This window comes from Psychrobacter okhotskensis (genome assembly GCF_965638355.1).
GTDB lineage: Bacteria > Pseudomonadota > Gammaproteobacteria > Pseudomonadales > Moraxellaceae > Psychrobacter > Psychrobacter okhotskensis.
This window is the reverse complement of sequence record NZ_OZ281822.1, coordinates 2,706,401-2,726,018: the sequence shown is the minus strand read 5'-3', so window position 1 is coordinate 2,726,018 and position 19,618 is coordinate 2,706,401. Positions and strand designations below refer to the sequence as shown.

Genomic DNA, 19,618 nt, shown 5'->3' with positions numbered 1-19,618 from the left:
TGCTTAGACAATAAGTGGTAATTTTTTAAAAGATATACCGAAATTAAATGCATAAAGTAGCATTAAAAGTAATATTGAAAGTAATACCCTGAGCAATGACGACATATTTGTGTCCAAGCTTAAGTGTTTAAGCCATAGCCCTGTTTTATTTAAATACATTTATATATAGTAAGTCGATAGCGCGTCATATGAGTGCTTTAGCATGTATCGACCATCACGCTATCTGCAACTGGAGAATCTTTTTTATGTCAAAATACACCATGCCAGATGATAACCAGCTTCAAAATAACGGCCAAGCGAGCTTCACAGTATTCGGTGTGGGTGGTGGTGGCGGTAATGCGGTTGAACATATGGTACAACAAGGAATTAGAGGTGTGACGTTCGTCTGTGCGAATACGGATAAACAAGCACTTGATCGTTTGACAGCACCGCATAAATTACAACTTGGTGCAAAAACTAACCGCGGTCTAGGCGCTGGTGCCAATCCAGAAGTCGGACGTGAAGCAGCAGAAAGCGAAGAAGAAGCTATTCGTGCGTTACTCGAACATGCAGATATGGTCTTTATTACCGCTGGAATGGGCGGTGGTACGGGTACGGGTGCAGCGCCAGTCGTGGCTCGTATTGCCAAAGAGATGGAAGTATTGACGGTTGCAGTAGTGACCACACCTTTCAAATTCGAAGGCGGTAAACGTATCAAAGCAGCTAAGGCAGGTATTGAGCAGCTGACTAACTTCGTTGATTCTATTATTACTATTCCTAATGATAAGTTGATGAGTGTCTACGGCAATATCTCTATGCAAGATGCGTTCAAAAAAGCAGATGATGTTCTACTGCATGCTGTTCAAGGTATTGCAGAAACTATCGCTAGCGAAGGCATGATCAACATTGATTTTAACGATATTCGCACCGCGATGACTGCCAAGGGTCATGCAATGATGGGTATTGGCCGCGCTAGTGGCGACGATCGTGCACGTCAAGCAACAGAAAAAGCCATCAGATCGCCATTACTTGACGATTTACGTTTAGAGAATGCCAAAGGCTTATTGGTTAACGTTATCTCATCTGAGTCTTTATCATTGGATGAAATGAGCAAAATCAGTGCAATTGTCGAAGAAATTACTGATATAGATGATGCTCATATTTTCTATGGTTCGGTTATTGATGAGAAAATGGGTGATGATTTGCATGTCACTGTTATTGCGACGGGTTTAACTCTAGATGAACATGCAGGTGAGGAGCCCGAAGCCGCCGTGGAGCTGCCTGTGCCTTCAGTGAATAGCACGCAGCCTGTTGATCCTAACCTGCATACTAGTGCTTTAAATAGCCAAAAACAATCACAAGCGCAATTGCATCAGGATAGCCTAGCACGTGCAAATCCGACGCAAGAGCAACCTAAAACCAAGACTAACAGTATTCAAGATTATCTAAAGCGTCAACAAAATAAATAATCATTGTTTATTTGTTTGGATTAAAGAGAGCCAGCGCTACGTCGCTGGCTTTTTTGTGTTTATTTATAAAAAATGTTGTTTATGAAAGGAGGCTGTTTATATAATAAAGTTATTCATTGAAATAAATTATTAACATCTAAATAGTTATGAATAATTTATTGGATGATAGCTGCTGTAGCGAGGATATTTAATCTTAACTAATTGTTTTATATAGTAATTTATAGATTGTTGAAACATAAATTACTTTAATAAAACACTTATGATAAGTGTTATCAATCAACGAGATAAACAAATTAACGGTTTTTAACTATGGCGAATTGGGTACGGGTAATGGTACACTAGGCCAATTGTAACAAAATATGTGAGAAAACAGCCATGAATCAACGAACTATAAAAGCAGCGATAGCTGTTACAGGCACCGGTCTCCATAGTGGTCAGCCTGTTGATTTAGAATTTCATCCACAGCCAATTGATACTGGTATCGTTTTCGAGCGCTCAGATATTGAGGGCAGTCAGCCCATTCCGGCCAGCGCTTTTTTAGTACAAGACACTATGATGTCCTCTAATTTAGTATTTGGTGGCGCACGTGTCGGTACTGTAGAACATCTATTGAGTGCGATTGCTGGACTTGGTATTGATAACTTATTGATTCGTGTTTCTGCTTCAGAGATACCTATTATGGATGGTAGCGCTGCACCCTTTGTGGCATTACTCATGGAAGCAGATTTTTGTGAGCAAGAAGGCTTAAAGAAATTCCTTAAGATTTTGAGACCAATCAGAGTAAAGGTAGACGATAAATGGGCAGAATTACGTCCTTATGAAGGATTTGAATTAAACTTTGAGATTGATTTTGACCATCCAGCTATCGACAAGAACTTTCAACATGCACAGTTACAGTTCTCTACGCAGAACTTTATAGAAGAATTAAGTTCTGCGCGTACCTTTGGTTTTTTACGTGATATAGAAGCCTTACGTCAAAATAACTTGGCTTTGGGTGGTAGTATGGAAAACGCGATTGTCATCGATGAAGCCAATATCCTTAATGAAGAAGGTTTACGTTTCAATGACGAGTTTGTGCGTCACAAGATTTTAGATGCATTAGGCGACTTATATCTCATCGGTTATCCAATTTTAGGTCGTTTTAATGCTTATAAATCTGGCCATGCTTTAAATAATTTGTTGATACGTGAGATATTATCCAATCCTGACAGCTTTGAAATTGTAACTTTTGATGACAATGTAAGCTGTCCTATCGAATATCTACCCTTAAAAGGGGTAGCAGTTGAAGGATGAATACAGGAATATACACGAAGTATCGAAACATTTACGCAATATTACATAAAATGGTTATAAGGATAGTTAAGTTATATTCTATTATATAAATATATAGATTAGTATTTTTAAATAATACAACGTTAACGTAGATAATACCGACGTTGTAGATAACAAAAAAATCATCTGTTAGTTACCTTCACAATGTGAATGCTACTAACAGATGATTTTTTTTGTTTACGTCATTACAAAAACCTAGCGTGATTGAGGTTATTTTTTGAAAATAGTTACATAAACTTACACTTTGGACGCAAGATTTTTAATCATTTGCTAAGCGCAATAGTGCTTTTTTGAGCTTTTCATCAGTGGTGACATGCTCTGCGGCCTGTGATATAGTCCGCTTTGTGTTTTGGCTAAGCGCTTTATTTTCAATGGTTTCGTGAGACTTTGATAAGGTTGTTGATAACGCAAATAGTTTTTTAGATGAAAGACTATTAGCAGGTATTTTGGCTACAACAACGCGAATTTGCTTGAGTTGTTTAAATGTAATTGACTGCTCTGTTAATACTTGCAAATAAGCGTTCTGTAAATAGCGAATATGATTAGCAGCAGTCATTGAGCCCACACTGAGTGTCAATTGCTCAGACGTTAAGCCAACGACCCAACAGGTATTAAGGATTTCCTCTGGTAAACAATCTACTAGAAGCTCTTTTATCTCAGTGGTCGCTTGAATATATAGACGCATGTTGTCCGCAAGAGTTTGAGGTAGTGCGCTACCAGCAAAAGCTTGATGATCAATAAGCTGGGCAAGCCGATTAGGTTGTTTTTTTGACATCGTAATAACTCATCTAATAGGTGACAAAATCGACATTCATATTAAAATGCTCAACACAGTATATATGGGATAGATAGCAAACGATTTGTAAAGCAGATGACTATGCTGCTAATGATATTAGCGTTAGTTACTGTAGAAAGAAGAGTGAGCTGCTGTATTAAGGATTTTATCATGTTTACTTGATGATTATTTCCTCTAAACTAATTGATGCTTCGTTATGGATGACGAGCAGTCTTGTATTAACAAATAGGTAGTAAATTTATGAAACAGGCTTTATTAATTTTGTCAGTACTGGGAATGGGCATAGCACAAACGAGTGGTGCTGCCGAAACCACCTTTCAACCAAATAATACCTTGAGTCATACCATCACCAATATCTCTGCTTCTGCGAACTATGGTTCTAGTCGCAACATCTATAGCACCAATAGCGGTGCTCATGTGTATAGTAACGATGAAATCAGCCAAGCCATTGACAACTTAAGCGCTCATGCCAAGCAAAAAGAATATCAGCTTGCGTCGTTGACCAGCCGTCTGTCTTATGAGCAACGTCAGCAGCAAGCCAGTAAAACTCCAGATAGCTCTTCTGCTCCTGCTATTGCAGCGGCGCGTGCTTCAAGAGTAGCCTTGTCTAGAAGCTCTGGTTACTGCGCTCGTTATGTACGTAAAGCTTTACAATCAGCCGGTTATGAATTTACACCGAATCCTTCAGCGTATCAGTACGCTAGCCGCGGCACACTCAGCAATGCAGGCTTTAGCAAAATTAGTAATGATATGCCAACCCAAGTAGGCGATGTTATTGTCTATGATCGCTCATCAAAGCGCCCGCATGGCCATATTCAAATCTTTGATGGCAAAAATTGGATTTCTGATTTCCGTCAAAATAGCATCAGCCCATATAGTGGTGTCTATAACTATACGACATGGCGTGATTCGAAATACGTCGATGATGCATCAGACCGTGGCATCTACCTTGCGATGGCTGAATAATATAGCCAACCCTATATAAATCAGGTACGGTATCAGGCTCGTTCAGTCTACTATGTGTAGTATTTTCACTCGCCTTCCTTGTCTCTGAAGTATCTTGAATCGACTATAAGCATCAAGTACGTCCTGTTTTAAGTGACCCTCTTTCTCCAGATCCAGTAATGCTCTTAATGACATTGCTGGGTTTTTTTTGTTCAAAAATAAGATCAGATAAGCGTTATTGTTCAATAGTTATCTATTACGAGCGCTATTTAAATAGGCAGCTTTAGGATTAAATCTAGACCAATAGCGCCGATTGTGAAAGTCAGGCGGAGAGGCATGGCTGGATGCAAAATACAAAGCGGTCTCACCAAACCATAAAATGACGCAAGGGTGTATGTGCTCGATGAAAAGGTTGCTGAGAGCAAATTTTTGGCTAAAAATCTTGTGTATTGGCACACTAAAGGTTCGCTTGTCACTATATAATGTATGCGCTGTTGATGACTTGTGCGAGGGCTTCACTTCTACTGACGGTATTTGTGAATTGGCGGGGTCAATCCAATTGATCTTTGCACGTGTATGCTTATTTGCTACTAATAAAGGGAACGGCGGCAGAGTCGCAGGGTTTCGATAACTCTCAAACCGATAAAGCGCATAACGACCATCCGGGCTAGCGTTAATCTCAATATAAGCCGTCTTACTATCATCATCAACACTATCAATACCATCCTGATTCAAAGTGTTACCAGCAATAAAACATTCAAGACAGCTCTCTTCCCATAGATAGTCAGTAAAGCCAACGTGTGCTTCTTTCCAAGTAGGCCAATATAATCGATCCGCTAAAGACTGCGTGGGTAGGACAATTTGATAGGTTAGCTGTAACTGCAACGATGGCTGTTGCACGATGGTCGCGTGCACGACAACTTGGATATCGCGCAGGGTGTCTGTGCTAACGCCAAGCCGTTGCGCATCATTGGCTAGGGTTTCAGTGGCGATACAAAGGTTAAAGGTCTGGCTCATAATTTTCTATGACTCAAAAAGTTGGTACGAGATAAAAGGTCTTTGATACTACCATATGATAAAGTACGTTCAAATAAAGGTATTACGAGGCTGATTTCAAGTCAGCTTTTAATTTAGCTTTCAAGAATATCAATAAAAAAAGCCGCGAGCAGATTGCATCGCGGCTTTTAGGCTGTATCATCATAGCTCAGCTGCTATTTTGGTGAAACGGTAGCCAGTTATTTAAACCAAGCTGAGCATGACATACTACTGCGCATGACGGGCAAGGTTTGATAGCTTAGGGTTGGCATTTGGGTTTTTGCGTAGTAATAGTGCCATACGCCCAATAGAATGAACCAAAGAGGCATTGGCTGCTGCTGCCAATTCAGCACCGATGACATCGCGTTCTTCTTTTGTGCCTGCAGGTAATTTTACCTTAATCAGCTCATGATCCGATAAGGCACGATCAATCTCTTCAGTGATGGTCGGTGTAATGCCTTTATTGCCAATCATGACAATAGGCTTGAGCTCATGACCGATGCCCTTTAGACGTTTAATTGTAGCGTTATCGAGTTCCATAGAATTCCTAGGTGTTGGTAAAAATAAAAGAATGTACTATCAAAAACAGTTAATGATCATTATAGATAATCTGTGCCCATTTTGCATGAGATCAGCAGGATTTTGCACGATTTTACGTGATGAAAATGTTAAACTGAATGTATAAACACATTATAAACGCTACTGTCTGATAAAGCAGTGTTTAAACCAATAGAATTAAGGCAGTTTACGACTAAAAATGTATGAATCGCTCAATCAACAGAGTATTAAACCTGATTGGCTTGATATTAAGTATGTTTTATAAGAGTAATGGCTGTTGATTGGATGCTTATTGCAGCTTTGCAAAGTAAAAGTAATAGGAGCAGGTATCTTGGCCACGCGTATTGAGAACAAAAAACTGTCGAAAAGCAGCAGTGCTTGGATGAAAGAGCATATTGACGACCATTATGTCCAAAAAGCGCAAAAAGATGGCTATCGTGCTCGTGCTGCTTATAAGTTATTAGAAATAAATGAAAAGACCAACCTTATCAAAAAAGGCATGACGGTCGTTGATTTGGGTAGTGCGCCGGGCAGTTGGTCACAAGTTGCTGGCCAATTGGTAGGGGAACAAGGTATCTTGATTGCCTCTGATATTTTAGCGATGGATACTTTGCCTGATGTTACCTTTATCCAAGGTGATTTCCGTGAAGCTGAGGTGTTCGACAGCATTATGGCAGAAGTCGGTGACAGGCAGGTCGATGTGGTGCTCTCCGATATGGCACCCAATACCGCTGGTAATAGTGCCATTGATCAGCCGCGTATGATGTACTTGTGCGAGCTGGCGGTGGACTTTGCACTTGCAACCTTACCAGAAGGTGGCGCGCTTATTATGAAAGTGTTTCAAGGCGAGGGTACACAAGAATTACGCAAGCAGATGCAGCTTGATTTTAGTAAGATTCGTAGTATCAAGCCTGGCGCTTCACGACCACGCTCGAAAGAGATGTTTTGGATTGCCATTAAATAGTTTTACTTTCAATGAGTTGCTTTCGTTGTATTTGGAATAAGTCATCACAATATAGCTAGCTTCATGTAAGATTTAACACGCTACAATCGTTAACTGAATAAAAGGAAAACCTGCTTGAATTATGCAGGATAACACCACATATCATGGTATATTAACTTTGTTTCTAGCATATGTTTTAAGCAAAGTCGTCTGAGAATAAGCGCTTTACTGGCTCATTTACGATAGATTTATATGTCATTGATGAGGATAAGTTTCGTATTTGGCAGTTATTGAACTAATGAGCAATGCGTTTATAGACGTCACGTGTCAAGTTGACACACCAATAAGTAAGGGATGGGAATAACTAGTGAGCGACATGGTAAAAAATACCTTATTGTGGCTGGTGGTAATCGGCGTTTTGGTGCTGGTGTTTAGCGGCTTTGACCAATCGTCTGAGCCAGATAGCCTTAACTACTCTGAGTTTGTGACCGCTGTGTCAGAAAGTCAGGTAGCCAGTGTTGAAATTGATGGCGAACAGATCACCGGCGAAAAGAAAAATGGCTCATCATTTGAGACCATTCGACCAGCTGTGGCTGATGAGCAACTAATGCCATTACTGCGCGAGAACCAAGTTGAGGTTCAGGGCACAGCACCGAAACGTCAAAGTGTGCTGATGCAGTTGCTGATAGCCAGTTTCCCAATCCTACTGATTATTGGTCTGTTCTTATTCTTTATGCGTAATATGCAGGGCGGTGCAGGCGGTAAAGGTGGCGGCCCAATGAGCTTTGGCAAGTCAAAAGCCAAGATGCTGACTGAAGACCAAATCAAGGTCAACTTCGAAGATGTGGCAGGTTGTGAAGAAGCCAAAGAAGAAGTGGTCGAAGTGGTCGAATTCTTGCGTGATCCAGATAAATTTACCAAGCTTGGGGCGACGATCCCCCGTGGTATCTTGATGGTAGGTCCTCCAGGTACTGGTAAGACGTTGCTAGCAAGAGCAATTGCTGGTGAAGCCAAAGTACCGTTCTTTTCAATTTCAGGTTCTGATTTTGTTGAGATGTTCGTTGGTGTCGGTGCCTCGCGTGTGCGTGATATGTTTGAGCAAGCGAAGAAAAGCGCGCCTTGTATCATCTTTATCGATGAGATCGATGCAGTTGGTCGTCATCGTGGCTCTGGTATGGGCGGCGGTAACGATGAGCGCGAGCAAACGCTGAACCAACTGTTGGTCGAAATGGATGGTTTTGAGGGCAATGAAGGCGTTATCGTCATTGCTGCTACCAACCGTGCTGACGTACTTGACAAGGCATTATTACGTCCGGGTCGTTTTGACCGTCAGGTACAAGTCGGCTTGCCAGATATCAAAGGCCGTGAACAAATATTAAAAGTACATTTAAGAAAACTGCCGAATACCGTTAGTGTTGATGCCAACTCTTTGGCACGTGGTACGCCCGGTTTTAGTGGCGCGCAATTGGCCAACCTTGTGAACGAAGCCGCTCTGTTTGCTGCGCGTCGTAACAAGCGTAGCGTTGACATGAATGACTTTGAAGATGCGAAAGATAAGCTTTACATGGGTCCTGAACGCAAATCAATGGTCATCCGTGAAGAAGAGCGCCGCGCCACTGCTTATCATGAAGCAGGTCATGCGCTAGTGGCTGAGCTACTACCGGGTACCGATCCGGTGCATAAAGTGACGATTATGCCGCGTGGTTTTGCTTTGGGTGTCACTTGGCAGCTGCCTGAGCATGATCAAACCAGCATGTATAAATCAAAAATGCTCAGTGATATTGCGATTTTATTTGGTGGTCGTATCGCTGAAGAAGTCTTTATCAATCAAATGTCGACGGGTGCCTCAAATGACTTTGAACGGGCAACCAAAATGGCACGGGCGATGGTAACCAAATACGGCATGTCTGATGCCTTAGGTATCATGGTCTATGAAGATGATGACAACTCACAAGGTTACTTTGGTGGCGGTGGTCGTACGATTTCTGAAGCAACGCAGCAAAAAGTTGACGACGAAGTTCGCCGCATGTTAGAAGAGCAATACGATATCGCGCGCGAATTGATTGAAGGTAATCAAGAAAAAATGCATGCGATGGTTGATGCCTTGATGAAATGGGAGACCATTGACCGTGATCAACTGCAAGATATCTTAGCCGGTGAAGATCCACGTCCGCCTAGAGTATATCAGCACAATGAAGTTAATTTGGCTAAAGATAATGTGAAAACGACGGGTTCAACACCGCCACCATTACCAGCGATGTAGTTTATCGCGCATTAGTAGCCAATATAAGAAGCCCTTTTTAATAGAGGGCTTTTTTATTGTCATCATTTTACGAAGCATTTAGAACAGCAGCAGATTTACTGATATCATGAGATAAAAATAAAGTGCTGACCCAGTGTTTATCAACTTAATTTGCAACGGATTGGTTATGTCATTATTTCAGCCTTTACCTATTTATACGGTCTCTAGTCGCGAAAAAATGTTGGATCTATCGCGACCTCAGATCATGGGTATTCTTAACGTTACACCTGATTCATTTTCGGACGGTGGACAATTTAACGCTATTGATAGCGCGCTTGCTCATGCTAAAGAGATGATAGCGGCGGGTGCGACCATTATTGATATTGGCGGCGAATCTACGCGGCCAAATGCTGCTATTGTCGCGACTAGTGAGGAATTGCAGCGTGTTGTACCGGTCGTCAAAGCGATTAGACAGCAACTTGGCGATGTAGTTTGGTTGTCTATCGATACCAGTAATCCTACCGTTATGCGGGCAGCTGTTGAGGCGGGTGCTGATATTTGGAATGATGTACGAGCGCTCAAATGCGAGGGTGCTGCAGCGCTAGCGGCTGAGCTTGATATACCAGTTATGTTGATGCACATGCGCGGTGAGCCAACGACGATGAATAATCTGGCCCATTATAGTGATGTGATCGCTGACGTTAGTGTGGAACTAATGGCTCGTATCGATAAGGTAAGCAGTATTGGTGTCAAGCGTGAGAAAATCATTATTGACCCAGGCTTTGGTTTTGCCAAAAACTACGAGCATCATTGCGCGTTATTGTCGCAGCTAGGAGAATTACAAAGTCTTGGTTTCCCTATGATGTTTGGTATTTCTCGCAAGCGTTTTTTAGCAGAAGTATTAACTAAAAGCGGTATCGAAGCAGTGGCTACAACTGAGGCAATAGAACGTGATACAGTCGGAGTTGCTGCGGGTATCTTTGCCTTGCAACAAGGCGCTAGTATTATCCGTACTCATAATGTCGCGATGATGCAGCAAGCTGTGGCGTTATGGCAGCAGTTATCTGCCTACAATCAACACTAACAATCAACACTAAAAAATCAATGCTAGAATAGCTCTAATCACTGCTATTGCACTATATGCATATTTGATAGTTAGCGCCAATGATTAACACTTAATATTAATCTGAATACCTATTAAAATAATGAGAGCATTTCTATGACCACTACGACCCAGCCTGAGCCAACCAATGAACAGCGCCGTATCATTTATCAAGCGCGTCGCGGCTTAAAAGAGTTAGACTTCTACATTGACCTTTATGTCAAAGAGATTTACTTAACCGCAGAACCTACTGAACAAGAGACCTTTGCCCAAATGCTGACTCACGAAGATCCTGATTTACTCGATTATTTTACCAATCAAAACCGTCCAGAAGATGACCGCATATGGGCACTAGTAAATAAAATTAAGACATGGCGTCATGCTAAAGACGTGTCATAGCATTGACATTAATAATTTGATAATTTAACATTTTTAAAATCATTCATATTTTTAGGTTTCTTTTGCGTCGTTAAGTCTATATTGATAGCTGATAAAGTCTGATAGTTATAACGGCTTTCCCCATATGGCGGATTTGCATATATGACGATGATTACCTCCCTAAGGATTGATACTGCTATCAAGCCCGCCAGCTATTTGCGTACTTTACTATATCTTGGTTTGGCGTTAGTCATGCTTGGTTTGGCATGGCTGGCTGCGTTGGCGTTATGGCAGTATGTACTCATATTGATAGTAACGGCAGCCGTCGTCAGCTATCTGGCACTGTCACGGCCAATTTTGTTGCATCTCACACAGCCGCCAATTGATAAGCGTATCGATCAACATTGGCAACTTAGGATACGGACGAGCCAAGGCGATGGGCTATGGCAAGCACAACTGCTTGCTGTCCATCATTATCATTGGGCAATGAGCTTTGATTTTATGATTAAAGAGCCTTATCAGCGTTCCATGTCATTGACCGTATTTCGCGATCAAGTGAGCCTTGAGCAATGGCGCGAATTAAATGTTTTAGCAAATGTGAGCGCTGTAACGACTAATTGATACAGCGTGGTGTGGTTTATATAGAGTTATATTAGGTTTAGATGAGCCTTCATAAGCCAATATGGTCAATAACAAAACACCTATCTCGATGGTAAGATAGATTTGCTATATTAAAATATATTCAGCGTTTACGTTATCTGCTGGTTATAGTCAAATAACATAGCGGCTGAAGATAATAAACAAAACGACAAAAAAGGATGAGGTTATGAGCTTATTAGGGAATTTAGTGAGTCAAGTAGCGCGTAGTGCCATGGCGCCAGATGATGCACAGCGTAATCCTGTGAACCAAGGGTCGACATCACGTCGTACGGGTGGTCTGGGTGATATTTTAGGTAGCGTATTGGGCGGTGGTCAATCTGGTGGTTATAATCCACAGCAGTATAATCGTCAGGCGGATAATGGATTTGGTCTGGACGATATTATGGGCAGTCTCACCGGTGGCAATCAGCGCGGTGGTATGAGCTCTGGTGCTGGCGGCTTGGGTGATATCCTAGGCAGCGTATTGGGTGGTAAGAGTAATAGAAGCGGCTTTGGCGGTGGTAAAGGCATGCTGGTTGCTGCCCTCATGCCCATGGTATTGAGCTGGATTCAACGTAATGGCGGCTTAAGCGCTGCTCTATCAAAAATCACAGGTATGGGTCACGACAATCAAGTGCGCTCTTGGATGAGTAATAATGAAGATAACGACAATTTAGACCCCAACGAGATTAACCAATTATTTGATGAAAACGAGATTCAACAAGTGGCCGCGAAGACAGGGGCTAATGAGACTGAAGTGCGTCAAGGGCTTGCCGAATTGCTCCCAGAAGTGATGAATCAATTGACTCCGAATGGTAATCTAGACAATGAAGCTGAAGCCAATCAAGAAATTGATCAGATCATTGGGCAGCTATCGAGTCGACTCAATACGTTAAAATAACCATGTTAAAATAATTTTTTAAACAAACCAGTATCGATCAAGTTTAATAAAAAAAGAGTGTGTCTAACGGCAGGCTCTTTTTTTTATCAATATAATAAAGTCAGTTTAAACGACAGTGTAAATATCTGTTCATTAATCTTTCTAAAATTTAAATAGATATATTAAAAAAGGTAAACAATAGCACGAGAGTAATATAAAATTTATAATAGAATTAAACGAGCCATCCAATCTCGTTTTATGACAGCCACCATATTGTGGCTGTTCCATATATAGTGAGTGAAAATTAATATCGATATATTAGCAATACCGTCGCGTTTTTAGGATGCTTTGACTATAGTTGAATTTAAATAATTTCCATACAAGGAAACTGAGTGCAAGCTATACATGAGTATGGTCAGCGAGTATGACGATATAGCGGATTTATATGGATTTGGCTATAAGATATGACGATGTAATGATGTAAGCACTTTATAAAATCAATCACTCAATAAGGAAAACTACTCATGCCATTTAAGCCTGTCCAAGCGGCGATTGCTATTTTAGTAGGTTTTATTATTTGGTTTGTCATTCCAATTCCGACTGGCGTCACGCCTGAAGCATGGCACATGTTGGCATTATTTATTGCCACTATTGTCGCTATTATAGGCAAGGTATTGCCCATCGGAGCGATTGCTATTATTGCGGTCACTCTAGTGGCACTGACGGGTGTGACAAGTGATAGTCCAAAACAGGCCATTAGCGATGCCTTATCAAGCTACTCAAGCCCGCTAATTTGGCTGATTGGTATCGCGGTAATGATATCTCGTGGCTTAATAAAAACAGGTCTAGGTCGACGTATCGCCTATTATTTCATCTCTATTTTTGGTAAAAAAACGATCGGCGTGGCTTATTCTTTGACTGCGGCTGAATTGATGATAGCGCCCATTACGCCCTCTAATACGGCGCGTGGCGGCGGTATTATCCACCCTATTATGAAGTCCATTGCTCAGAGCTTTCATTCCACTCCAGAAGAGGGTACGCAAAATAAAATTGGTCGCTACTTGGCAATGGTTAACTATCATGCCAACCCTATCACTTCTGGTATGTTTATTACAGCTACTGCGCCCAACCCTTTAGTCGTAGACCTAGTTAATAAGGCGACTGGCGGTGACATTCAGCTGTCATGGACGACGTGGGCAGTAGCGATGTTTGTACCGGGGATACTGTGCTTGGTAATCATGCCCTTAGTTATTTATATGGTTTATCCACCTGATGTTAAAGTCACGCCCGATGCAAAAGGTTTTGCCAAGGACAATTTGGCAGAAATGGGCAAAATAAGTCGCCAAGAAAAAATCATGCTCGGGGTGTTTGCGCTAATGCTGCTGTTGTGGGCAAATATACCGGCACTAATTTTAGGTGAAAATTACAGTGTCGACGCTACCACCACGGCTTTTATAGGTCTAACGACTTTAATATTAACGGGTGTGCTGACTTGGGATGATATTTTAAAAGAGAAATCTGCTTGGGATACCATTATTTGGTTCGGTGCGCTCATTATGATGGCAGCATATCTTAATGAGCTTGGTTTGATAGGCTGGTTTTCAAGCAATATTGAGTCTCTGATTGGTACAACTGGGGTAGGTTGGATCGGTGCCGTGACTATTTTGACTTTGGTTTATTTATATATCCATTACTTCTTTGCTAGTACCACCGCGCATATTACCGCACTATTTGCGGCTTTTTATGCAGTAGGATTGACGTTAGGTGCGCCGCCAATGTTGTATGCGTTAATCTTGGCCGCAGCAGGGAACATCATGATGACGCTTACCCACTATGCGACTGGTACCGCACCTGTTATCTTTAACTCAGGTTATGTCACGTTAAGAGAATGGTGGAGTATTGGCGCGATAATGAGTGTGGTCAATTTGGTGATTTGGATAGGTGCTGGTCTGATTTGGTGGAAGGTGCTCGGCTATTATTAATCAATCGTTATAAGTCACTATCCTAAAAGCGCTCATCTAACGTGTCTAGCGTATAGTTGAGCGCCGCAAAGCAGATATCGGTGTTAAAGCCACGATATTGCAAAAACCGTAGTTGGCGCGCTTTATCTTTTTGCTCAGTAGGAATGTCGTCGCCGTACTTTTTGGTGCGAGCAGCAACAGCGAGCTTGAGCCAATCGACACCATCGACCAAATTGTCAGCGCTGTCATCTACGAATTCGCTAAACTCCTCTGACTCTGCATTCGCCATATCGATTAGCTCATCAATATTACCTGGCATGGCAATTTTTTTACGATAAAACTCCTGCTTGATACGTCCTCGTCCACGACCTTTGCGGATATTTTCACGAATCAGCATGAGGGTAGTGCGATAGTCACTTTGATAGCCTTTTTCTGCAAACTCTTCAAGCAGCTCATCAACTTTTTCTGGGTCTTGCTCTTTATCGAGCAGCTTTTGCTTAAGCTCAGCCTTGCCATACTCACGTCGCGATAAATAATAAAACGCCAACCAGCGTAAGCGACTTTCGGCTTTGATTGCATCAATATCCGCTTGACGTTGTTCAGGGGTACGCAAGTAGGCTTTAAGCGCCGCCGGTAGGTTATCTGTATGGCTGTCTACTACGCTATGCGTAGAAGTGGTGGTAGCGGTTGCATCTGCTATGTGATTTGATTCTTTATTAAATCTATTGTCATCACCAGTAGCAGCGCTATCGTTTTGCTCACCATGAACGTTGTGTTTGACCTCTGCTAGCATCTCTCTAATGCTTTGCGCTGCAGGTGGTTGATAAGCGGGCACATCACTAGGCTCAGGGCTAAAGTTAGCCGCTGGGTGAAAGCGTTTTTTACGCTTTTTGGATTTAGTAGGGTTTTTGCTAGTAGAAGGGGGTGCGTCAACTGATTCTATCTCAAAGCTGGAGTCATCAGATAACGAAGTAGCTTTACGAGAGTAGGTCGAGCGCTTATGTGTTTTAGCCGACTGTTTAGGCTTGTCTTTAGATGAATGCCGAGAAGTCTTAGAAGATTGGGCAGAATTTTTTGAGTTAGTATTAGCACTACTCGCTGAATCGGTGTCCGATTCAGCAAGTATTTCAGCTAGAGTTTTAATTTTCATAACAATTTAATTTTCATAACAAGTCATGATCATTGATAACGGTGAATAATGGAGCCGTTATTGAACAGGTTCAGAAGCGGGTTCTACATCGGCTTCATTAGTATCCGCTGCTTTGGCTTCTTTTTTCGATCCAAGTTTTTCATCACGAATTTTATCTTCAATCTCTTTCGCAATCGCAGGATTTTCTTTTAAGAACAGTACAGAGTTGGCTTTACCTTGACCAATTTTTTCATCGCCATAGCTATACCAAGAGCCTGCTTTACCAACCGCCCCAATCTCAACGCCTAAGTCAATCACTTCGGCTAAATGATTGGTACCTTCACCATAAGTGATTTCAAACTCTGCTTGGCGGAAGGGCGGTGCCATTTTGTTTTTGATGACCTTGACACGGGTTTGGTTCCCGATGATTTCATCACCATTTTTGACCGCACCGATACGGCGAATATCCATACGGACTGAGGCGTAGAATTTCAGCGCATTACCACCAGTCGTGGTCTCAGGGCTACCAAACATGACACCAATTTTCATACGGATTTGGTTAATAAAGACCACCATACAGTTTGAGCGTTTGGCATTACCGGTAATTTTACGTAGCGCTTGGCTCATCAGACGTGCTTGCAGGCCCATGTGCGAGTCACCCATTTCGCCCTCAATCTCAGCACGCGGCGTCAAGGCAGCTACTGAGTCAATCACGATCATATCGATTGCGCCTGAGCGTACCAACATATCGGTGATTTCAAGTGCTTGCTCGCCATTGTCAGGCTGCGAGAGCAATAAGTCATCAGTGTTTACCCCAAGCTTGCGTGCATAGACAGGGTCAAGCGCATGCTCAGCATCGATAAAGGCACAGGTCCCGCCTTGCTTTTGACATTCTGCAATCGCCTGCAGCGTCATAGTCGTTTTACCAGAGCTTTCTGGGCCATAAATTTCAACGATACGACCTTTTGGCAGACCGCCGATACCGAGCGCAATGTCTAGACCTAGTGAGCCTGTTGATACCACATCAACATCCATAATGGCTGAGTCGTCACCTAGATGCATGATGGTGTTTTTGCCAAACTGCTTTTCGATTTGACCGAGGGCTGCTTTGAGTGCTTTGGCTTTATTGTCGTCCATACTGGATTCCTTTTATTCAATAATTATTTTGAAATGGTAAATAAGATGTCTTTGCTACTATATAACGCTAGGGTAGTGAGGCTAATAATAGGAATGACCTAAATCATAAGAAAGATTCAGCCTTTAAATAGGCTAGCGACGTTGTAATAGGTGGTAATTAGTAAGTAATAGCTAATATATCACTCTACTATACAGTAAAATTAAATAATGAGATAAGTAAAAAAAAGTTCATAATCATCTATGATTATAGGAGACTTTGGCGTATCAATAGTGAATTAATTAAAGCATATGCTTTGTACTACTATTGATTAGATAAGGCAATTATAACAAAATCCAAGGACTGGCTTTAGGGTTAGGAAACGCTAAACGACACTAATTGTCGCGTGATAAACAACGATGACTTTATACAAACCATGCTAGCATTTATCTGTTATTTCAGACCGGATAACAGGGTGGTTTGTCAATAGATTTATAAGTTGTCCACAACGAATAATCAAAGTTTATTCGTCGTGTGTGAAACATCTTTGATAATTGAATAATATTTAAAAATATTAAAAATAAATTATTATGATTTCAAATGATGTCTAAGATATTGAATATTAAGGGTTTTTAAATTGTATAAAAAATGAACGATTTTACCTAACCCTTTAAGCTACCTAGGAAAATTCTTGTCAAGTGGTGACTTATACACAGGGTTATCCACAGCTTATGGGGAGAACTCATGCAGCCCTTATAGTATCAATGTTTGTATGAATAAGTAGGAGCAGAAAATCACTCAGTTATACATTTTTGCTATTATGCAACTATTTCTTCTTCTGTAAATTTCGTCGAAATGGCTATGTTTCACATATTGCTGCTTTGTTAATTTGGATAAATAAAATTCTTCAAAGCACCTCAGACAGAGGGTTCAGCCAATTAAACGCTACATATATTTAGATAGAATGAGGAAAAGCGATACCGATAGTACAAAAAAGCGGCTAGATATCTTAGCCGCTTTGTCGAAAAACCATTAAGGGTAACGTGGTAACGTTTACTCTTTAATATAGATCAAGTCCCAGACACCATGTCCGCGCTCTAAACCACGGCGCTCAAACTTGGTCATTGGACGAAAGTCAGGGCGGTCTGTGAAGTTGCCTGCGCCTGCTTGGTTGGTTAGCCCTGAAAAACCATCTAAAACCTCAACCATCCAAAAGGCATAATGCTCCCAGTCGGTTGCCGTATGGAACCAGCCACCTTGCTTTAAACTGCGCGTGACAATCGCCATACGCTCAGGACTGACAAAACGGCGCTTATAATGGCGCTTCTTTTGCCATGGGTCAGGAAAGTAAAGCTGGATGCGGTCGATATGGTTTTCTGGTAATTGCTTGAGTAATTGAATGGCATCACCGTTAATGATTTTGACATTGTTTAGCTCTTGCGTACCTGCCATATAAGCGCATTTACCGATACCTGGCTCATGGACTTCGACGCCAACGAAATTGCGCGTCGGCTCGGCGGCGGCCATCTCGATGAATGAATCACCCAGCCCAAACCCAATCTCTAAAGTAAGCGGAGCGGCACTGCCATTAGGGCTATCCGCGAATAACACCCGCAAGTCCTCGATGCCGTCGAGATTGCCATCACCGAAGCTGTTATTGACCAAATAATGCGCAAATTCTGGATCAGTAAGAGCCATTTCGGCATTTTTATTCATGTGCGTACGCCGTTTCATAAAGGTATTAACAATACGAATATGCTTGTCCGTTGGCATGTCTGTGTTCATGGTGTCAGCAGTATTGGGATTTTGCGCATCAGTAGTATCATGACTACTATTGATGTCATTGTGTTCAGGATGTTGACTCATAGGATTAACAAGGCTTAATTAGGTGGGTAAAGTTGCCTCATTATAAGTGAAATCGTCACCGCTGTGAACGCACAATCCAATTTTAGCGTGCCTGCCATAATTTTTATATATTTATACACTGTTTGTGTCTACAGGTTTCATATATATGGGTTTTCTACGCAGGGCTTTTGGCGTTATCATATAGCAAGTGTGGTTTTAAAATAATGGTTTAAAAATAACCACTTAATGAGAATCGTTGAATAAAAAAAGATATAAAAATCCGCGCGTTAACATTTATGCTTAATAATAAGTAAGGCTTGTCACCATGTTATTTATTGAGACGGACTCGCCACCACCGTTTTACCAAGAACAGCTGACAGCTGCCAAGCGTGAGCAGTTGGATAAATGGTTTATCAGTCATCGTACCCAGCGCTATTATCTCAAGCGCTTCTCAGAGTTTGATGAGCAAGGTTATCTGTCGCCAAAATGGCACTGGGCCGCATTTTTTATTACTTTTCCTTGGCTGTTATATCGCAAGCGCTATATGGATGCAATTGTTTACAGCGTAGCAGGCTGGTCTTTTATTCAGCTTAATGTTGCTATTGTGCTGGTCACTTTTGAATTTGTAGCGATGTCTTATATTCCAGATGCATATCAAATGGCAACGCGACTGGGTATTGCGGCGATTATTTGGCTGTTTTGGGCGTCTATGGTGGCACGTTGGACAGACGCTTATTACTACCGGATGGCACGGCGCGAAATCGCTGATGCGATTGAGGATTATCCGCGAGACGAGGCGGCGCAGCAAGCACATCTGCGCCGAGAGGGCGGGGTCAGTTTGTTTGGTTTGGGCTTGGGATTTGGGCTCTTTGCTTTTGCTTTATTGGTGATTAAGGTGCAGTTTTTACCTATTATTGCGAAGCCAAAAGCCAATGAGGTATTGTTTAATGCTTATGACATCACCAAGACGACGCAGAATCGTGTGGCGGTCATTTACCAACAGACCGGGCAGTGTCCCATTAATTTGCCATTTAACATAGATGATCCGCAGGTGCTGATGCGTATTGATACTCAAGTGCCGGGCGTTCCTAAAACAGATTGTGCCGTCATAGGAACGATTCATAACGTTAAATTCCCACTGCGTTATCTCAATGAGCAAACAGTCGCTTTTTATCATGTGAAAGATAGCAACAGTTGGCAATGTACCAGCTCGCTAAATGAAAAACTTGCGCCGCCAAACTGCTCACCGGATTAAACGGCAATTATCCTTT

At 41.8% G+C, this 19,618-nt stretch carries 17 protein-coding genes; 11 read left to right on the top strand and 6 right to left on the bottom strand.

The window, feature by feature from the left end; all coding sequences use genetic code 11:
* Positions 1-245: 245 nt before the first annotated feature.
* Positions 246-1,448, top strand: coding sequence for a cell division protein FtsZ (ftsZ, locus tag ACSUPM_RS11285; protein ID WP_436879955.1), 1,203 nt, complete (start codon positions 246-248; stop codon positions 1,446-1,448).
* A 375-nt stretch (positions 1,449-1,823) separates the two neighbouring features.
* Positions 1,824-2,741 carry a UDP-3-O-acyl-N-acetylglucosamine deacetylase gene (gene lpxC / locus ACSUPM_RS11280; RefSeq protein WP_436879954.1) on the top strand — a complete coding sequence of 306 codons (918 nt, stop codon included), beginning with the start codon at positions 1,824-1,826 and terminating at the stop codon, positions 2,739-2,741.
* A gap of 298 nt (positions 2,742-3,039) precedes the next feature.
* Here the strand turns inward: lpxC and ACSUPM_RS11275 are convergent, their stop codons facing one another.
* Positions 3,040-3,555: a hypothetical protein gene (locus ACSUPM_RS11275; protein WP_436879953.1), complete on the bottom strand. Its 516-nt coding sequence runs from the start codon at positions 3,553-3,555 to the stop codon at positions 3,040-3,042.
* A gap of 261 nt (positions 3,556-3,816) precedes the next feature.
* Between ACSUPM_RS11275 and ACSUPM_RS11270 the strand changes: the two genes are divergently transcribed.
* On the top strand, positions 3,817-4,542 hold the full coding sequence (locus tag ACSUPM_RS11270; protein ID WP_436879952.1) for a CHAP domain-containing protein: 726 nt from the start codon (positions 3,817-3,819) through the stop codon (positions 4,540-4,542).
* Positions 4,543-4,770: 228 nt separating this feature from the next.
* Here the strand turns inward: ACSUPM_RS11270 and ACSUPM_RS11265 are convergent, their stop codons facing one another.
* Both ACSUPM_RS11265 and ACSUPM_RS11260 read right to left on the bottom strand, forming a co-directional pair.
* Complete coding sequence (locus ACSUPM_RS11265) at positions 4,771-5,538, bottom strand: hypothetical protein (protein WP_436879951.1); 768 nt, start codon at positions 5,536-5,538, stop codon at positions 4,771-4,773.
* 246 nt (positions 5,539-5,784) lie between these two features.
* Positions 5,785-6,096, bottom strand: a complete 312-nt coding sequence (locus ACSUPM_RS11260; RefSeq protein WP_025652420.1) for a YhbY family RNA-binding protein — start codon at positions 6,094-6,096, stop codon at positions 5,785-5,787.
* Between the two features lie 349 nt (positions 6,097-6,445).
* On the opposite strand from ACSUPM_RS11260, the gene ACSUPM_RS11255 reads away from it, so the two are divergent.
* The 7 genes from ACSUPM_RS11255 to ACSUPM_RS11225 all read left to right on the top strand — a co-directional run bounded on the left by ACSUPM_RS11255 (position 6,446) and on the right by ACSUPM_RS11225 (position 14,280).
* Entirely contained in the window at positions 6,446-7,078 is a 633-nt protein-coding gene (locus ACSUPM_RS11255; protein ID WP_101212365.1) for an RlmE family RNA methyltransferase, read from the top strand.
* A gap of 346 nt (positions 7,079-7,424) precedes the next feature.
* Entirely contained in the window at positions 7,425-9,320 is a 1,896-nt protein-coding gene (ftsH, locus tag ACSUPM_RS11250; protein WP_025652422.1) for an ATP-dependent zinc metalloprotease FtsH, read from the top strand.
* Between the two features lie 166 nt (positions 9,321-9,486).
* Positions 9,487-10,383 (top strand): dihydropteroate synthase, encoded by an 897-nt coding sequence (folP, locus tag ACSUPM_RS11245; protein WP_201565455.1) that lies wholly within the window; start codon positions 9,487-9,489, stop codon positions 10,381-10,383.
* Positions 10,384-10,518: 135 nt separating this feature from the next.
* Positions 10,519-10,800, top strand: coding sequence for a succinate dehydrogenase assembly factor 2 (locus ACSUPM_RS11240; protein ID WP_025652426.1), 282 nt, complete (start codon positions 10,519-10,521; stop codon positions 10,798-10,800).
* Between the two features lie 141 nt (positions 10,801-10,941).
* Positions 10,942-11,400 carry a hypothetical protein gene (locus tag ACSUPM_RS11235; RefSeq protein WP_025652427.1) on the top strand — a complete coding sequence of 153 codons (459 nt, stop codon included), beginning with the start codon at positions 10,942-10,944 and terminating at the stop codon, positions 11,398-11,400.
* A gap of 205 nt (positions 11,401-11,605) precedes the next feature.
* Complete coding sequence (locus ACSUPM_RS11230; RefSeq protein WP_025652428.1) at positions 11,606-12,319, top strand: YidB family protein; 714 nt, start codon at positions 11,606-11,608, stop codon at positions 12,317-12,319.
* A 503-nt stretch (positions 12,320-12,822) separates the two neighbouring features.
* Positions 12,823-14,280: an anion permease gene (locus ACSUPM_RS11225; RefSeq protein WP_201565453.1), complete on the top strand. Its 1,458-nt coding sequence runs from the start codon at positions 12,823-12,825 to the stop codon at positions 14,278-14,280.
* Positions 14,281-14,302: 22 nt separating this feature from the next.
* On the opposite strand, the gene ACSUPM_RS11220 is transcribed toward ACSUPM_RS11225, so the two are convergent.
* From ACSUPM_RS11220 to trmB, 3 genes are all read right to left on the bottom strand, one after another.
* Positions 14,303-15,409, bottom strand: coding sequence for a regulatory protein RecX (locus tag ACSUPM_RS11220; protein WP_201565452.1), 1,107 nt, complete (start codon positions 15,407-15,409; stop codon positions 14,303-14,305).
* 57 nt (positions 15,410-15,466) lie between these two features.
* Complete coding sequence (recA, locus tag ACSUPM_RS11215) at positions 15,467-16,525, bottom strand: recombinase RecA (protein WP_025652431.1); 1,059 nt, start codon at positions 16,523-16,525, stop codon at positions 15,467-15,469.
* 1,030 nt (positions 16,526-17,555) lie between these two features.
* The gene (gene trmB, locus ACSUPM_RS11210; protein ID WP_407074181.1) at positions 17,556-18,287 is read right to left on the bottom strand and encodes a tRNA (guanosine(46)-N7)-methyltransferase TrmB; all 732 of its coding nucleotides are present in this window, start codon (positions 18,285-18,287) and stop codon (positions 17,556-17,558) included.
* Positions 18,288-18,672: 385 nt separating this feature from the next.
* On the opposite strand from trmB, the gene ACSUPM_RS11205 reads away from it, so the two are divergent.
* The gene (locus ACSUPM_RS11205) at positions 18,673-19,602 is read left to right on the top strand and encodes a DUF2628 domain-containing protein (RefSeq protein WP_025652433.1); all 930 of its coding nucleotides are present in this window, start codon (positions 18,673-18,675) and stop codon (positions 19,600-19,602) included.
* The last annotated feature ends 16 nt before the right edge of the window (positions 19,603-19,618 follow it).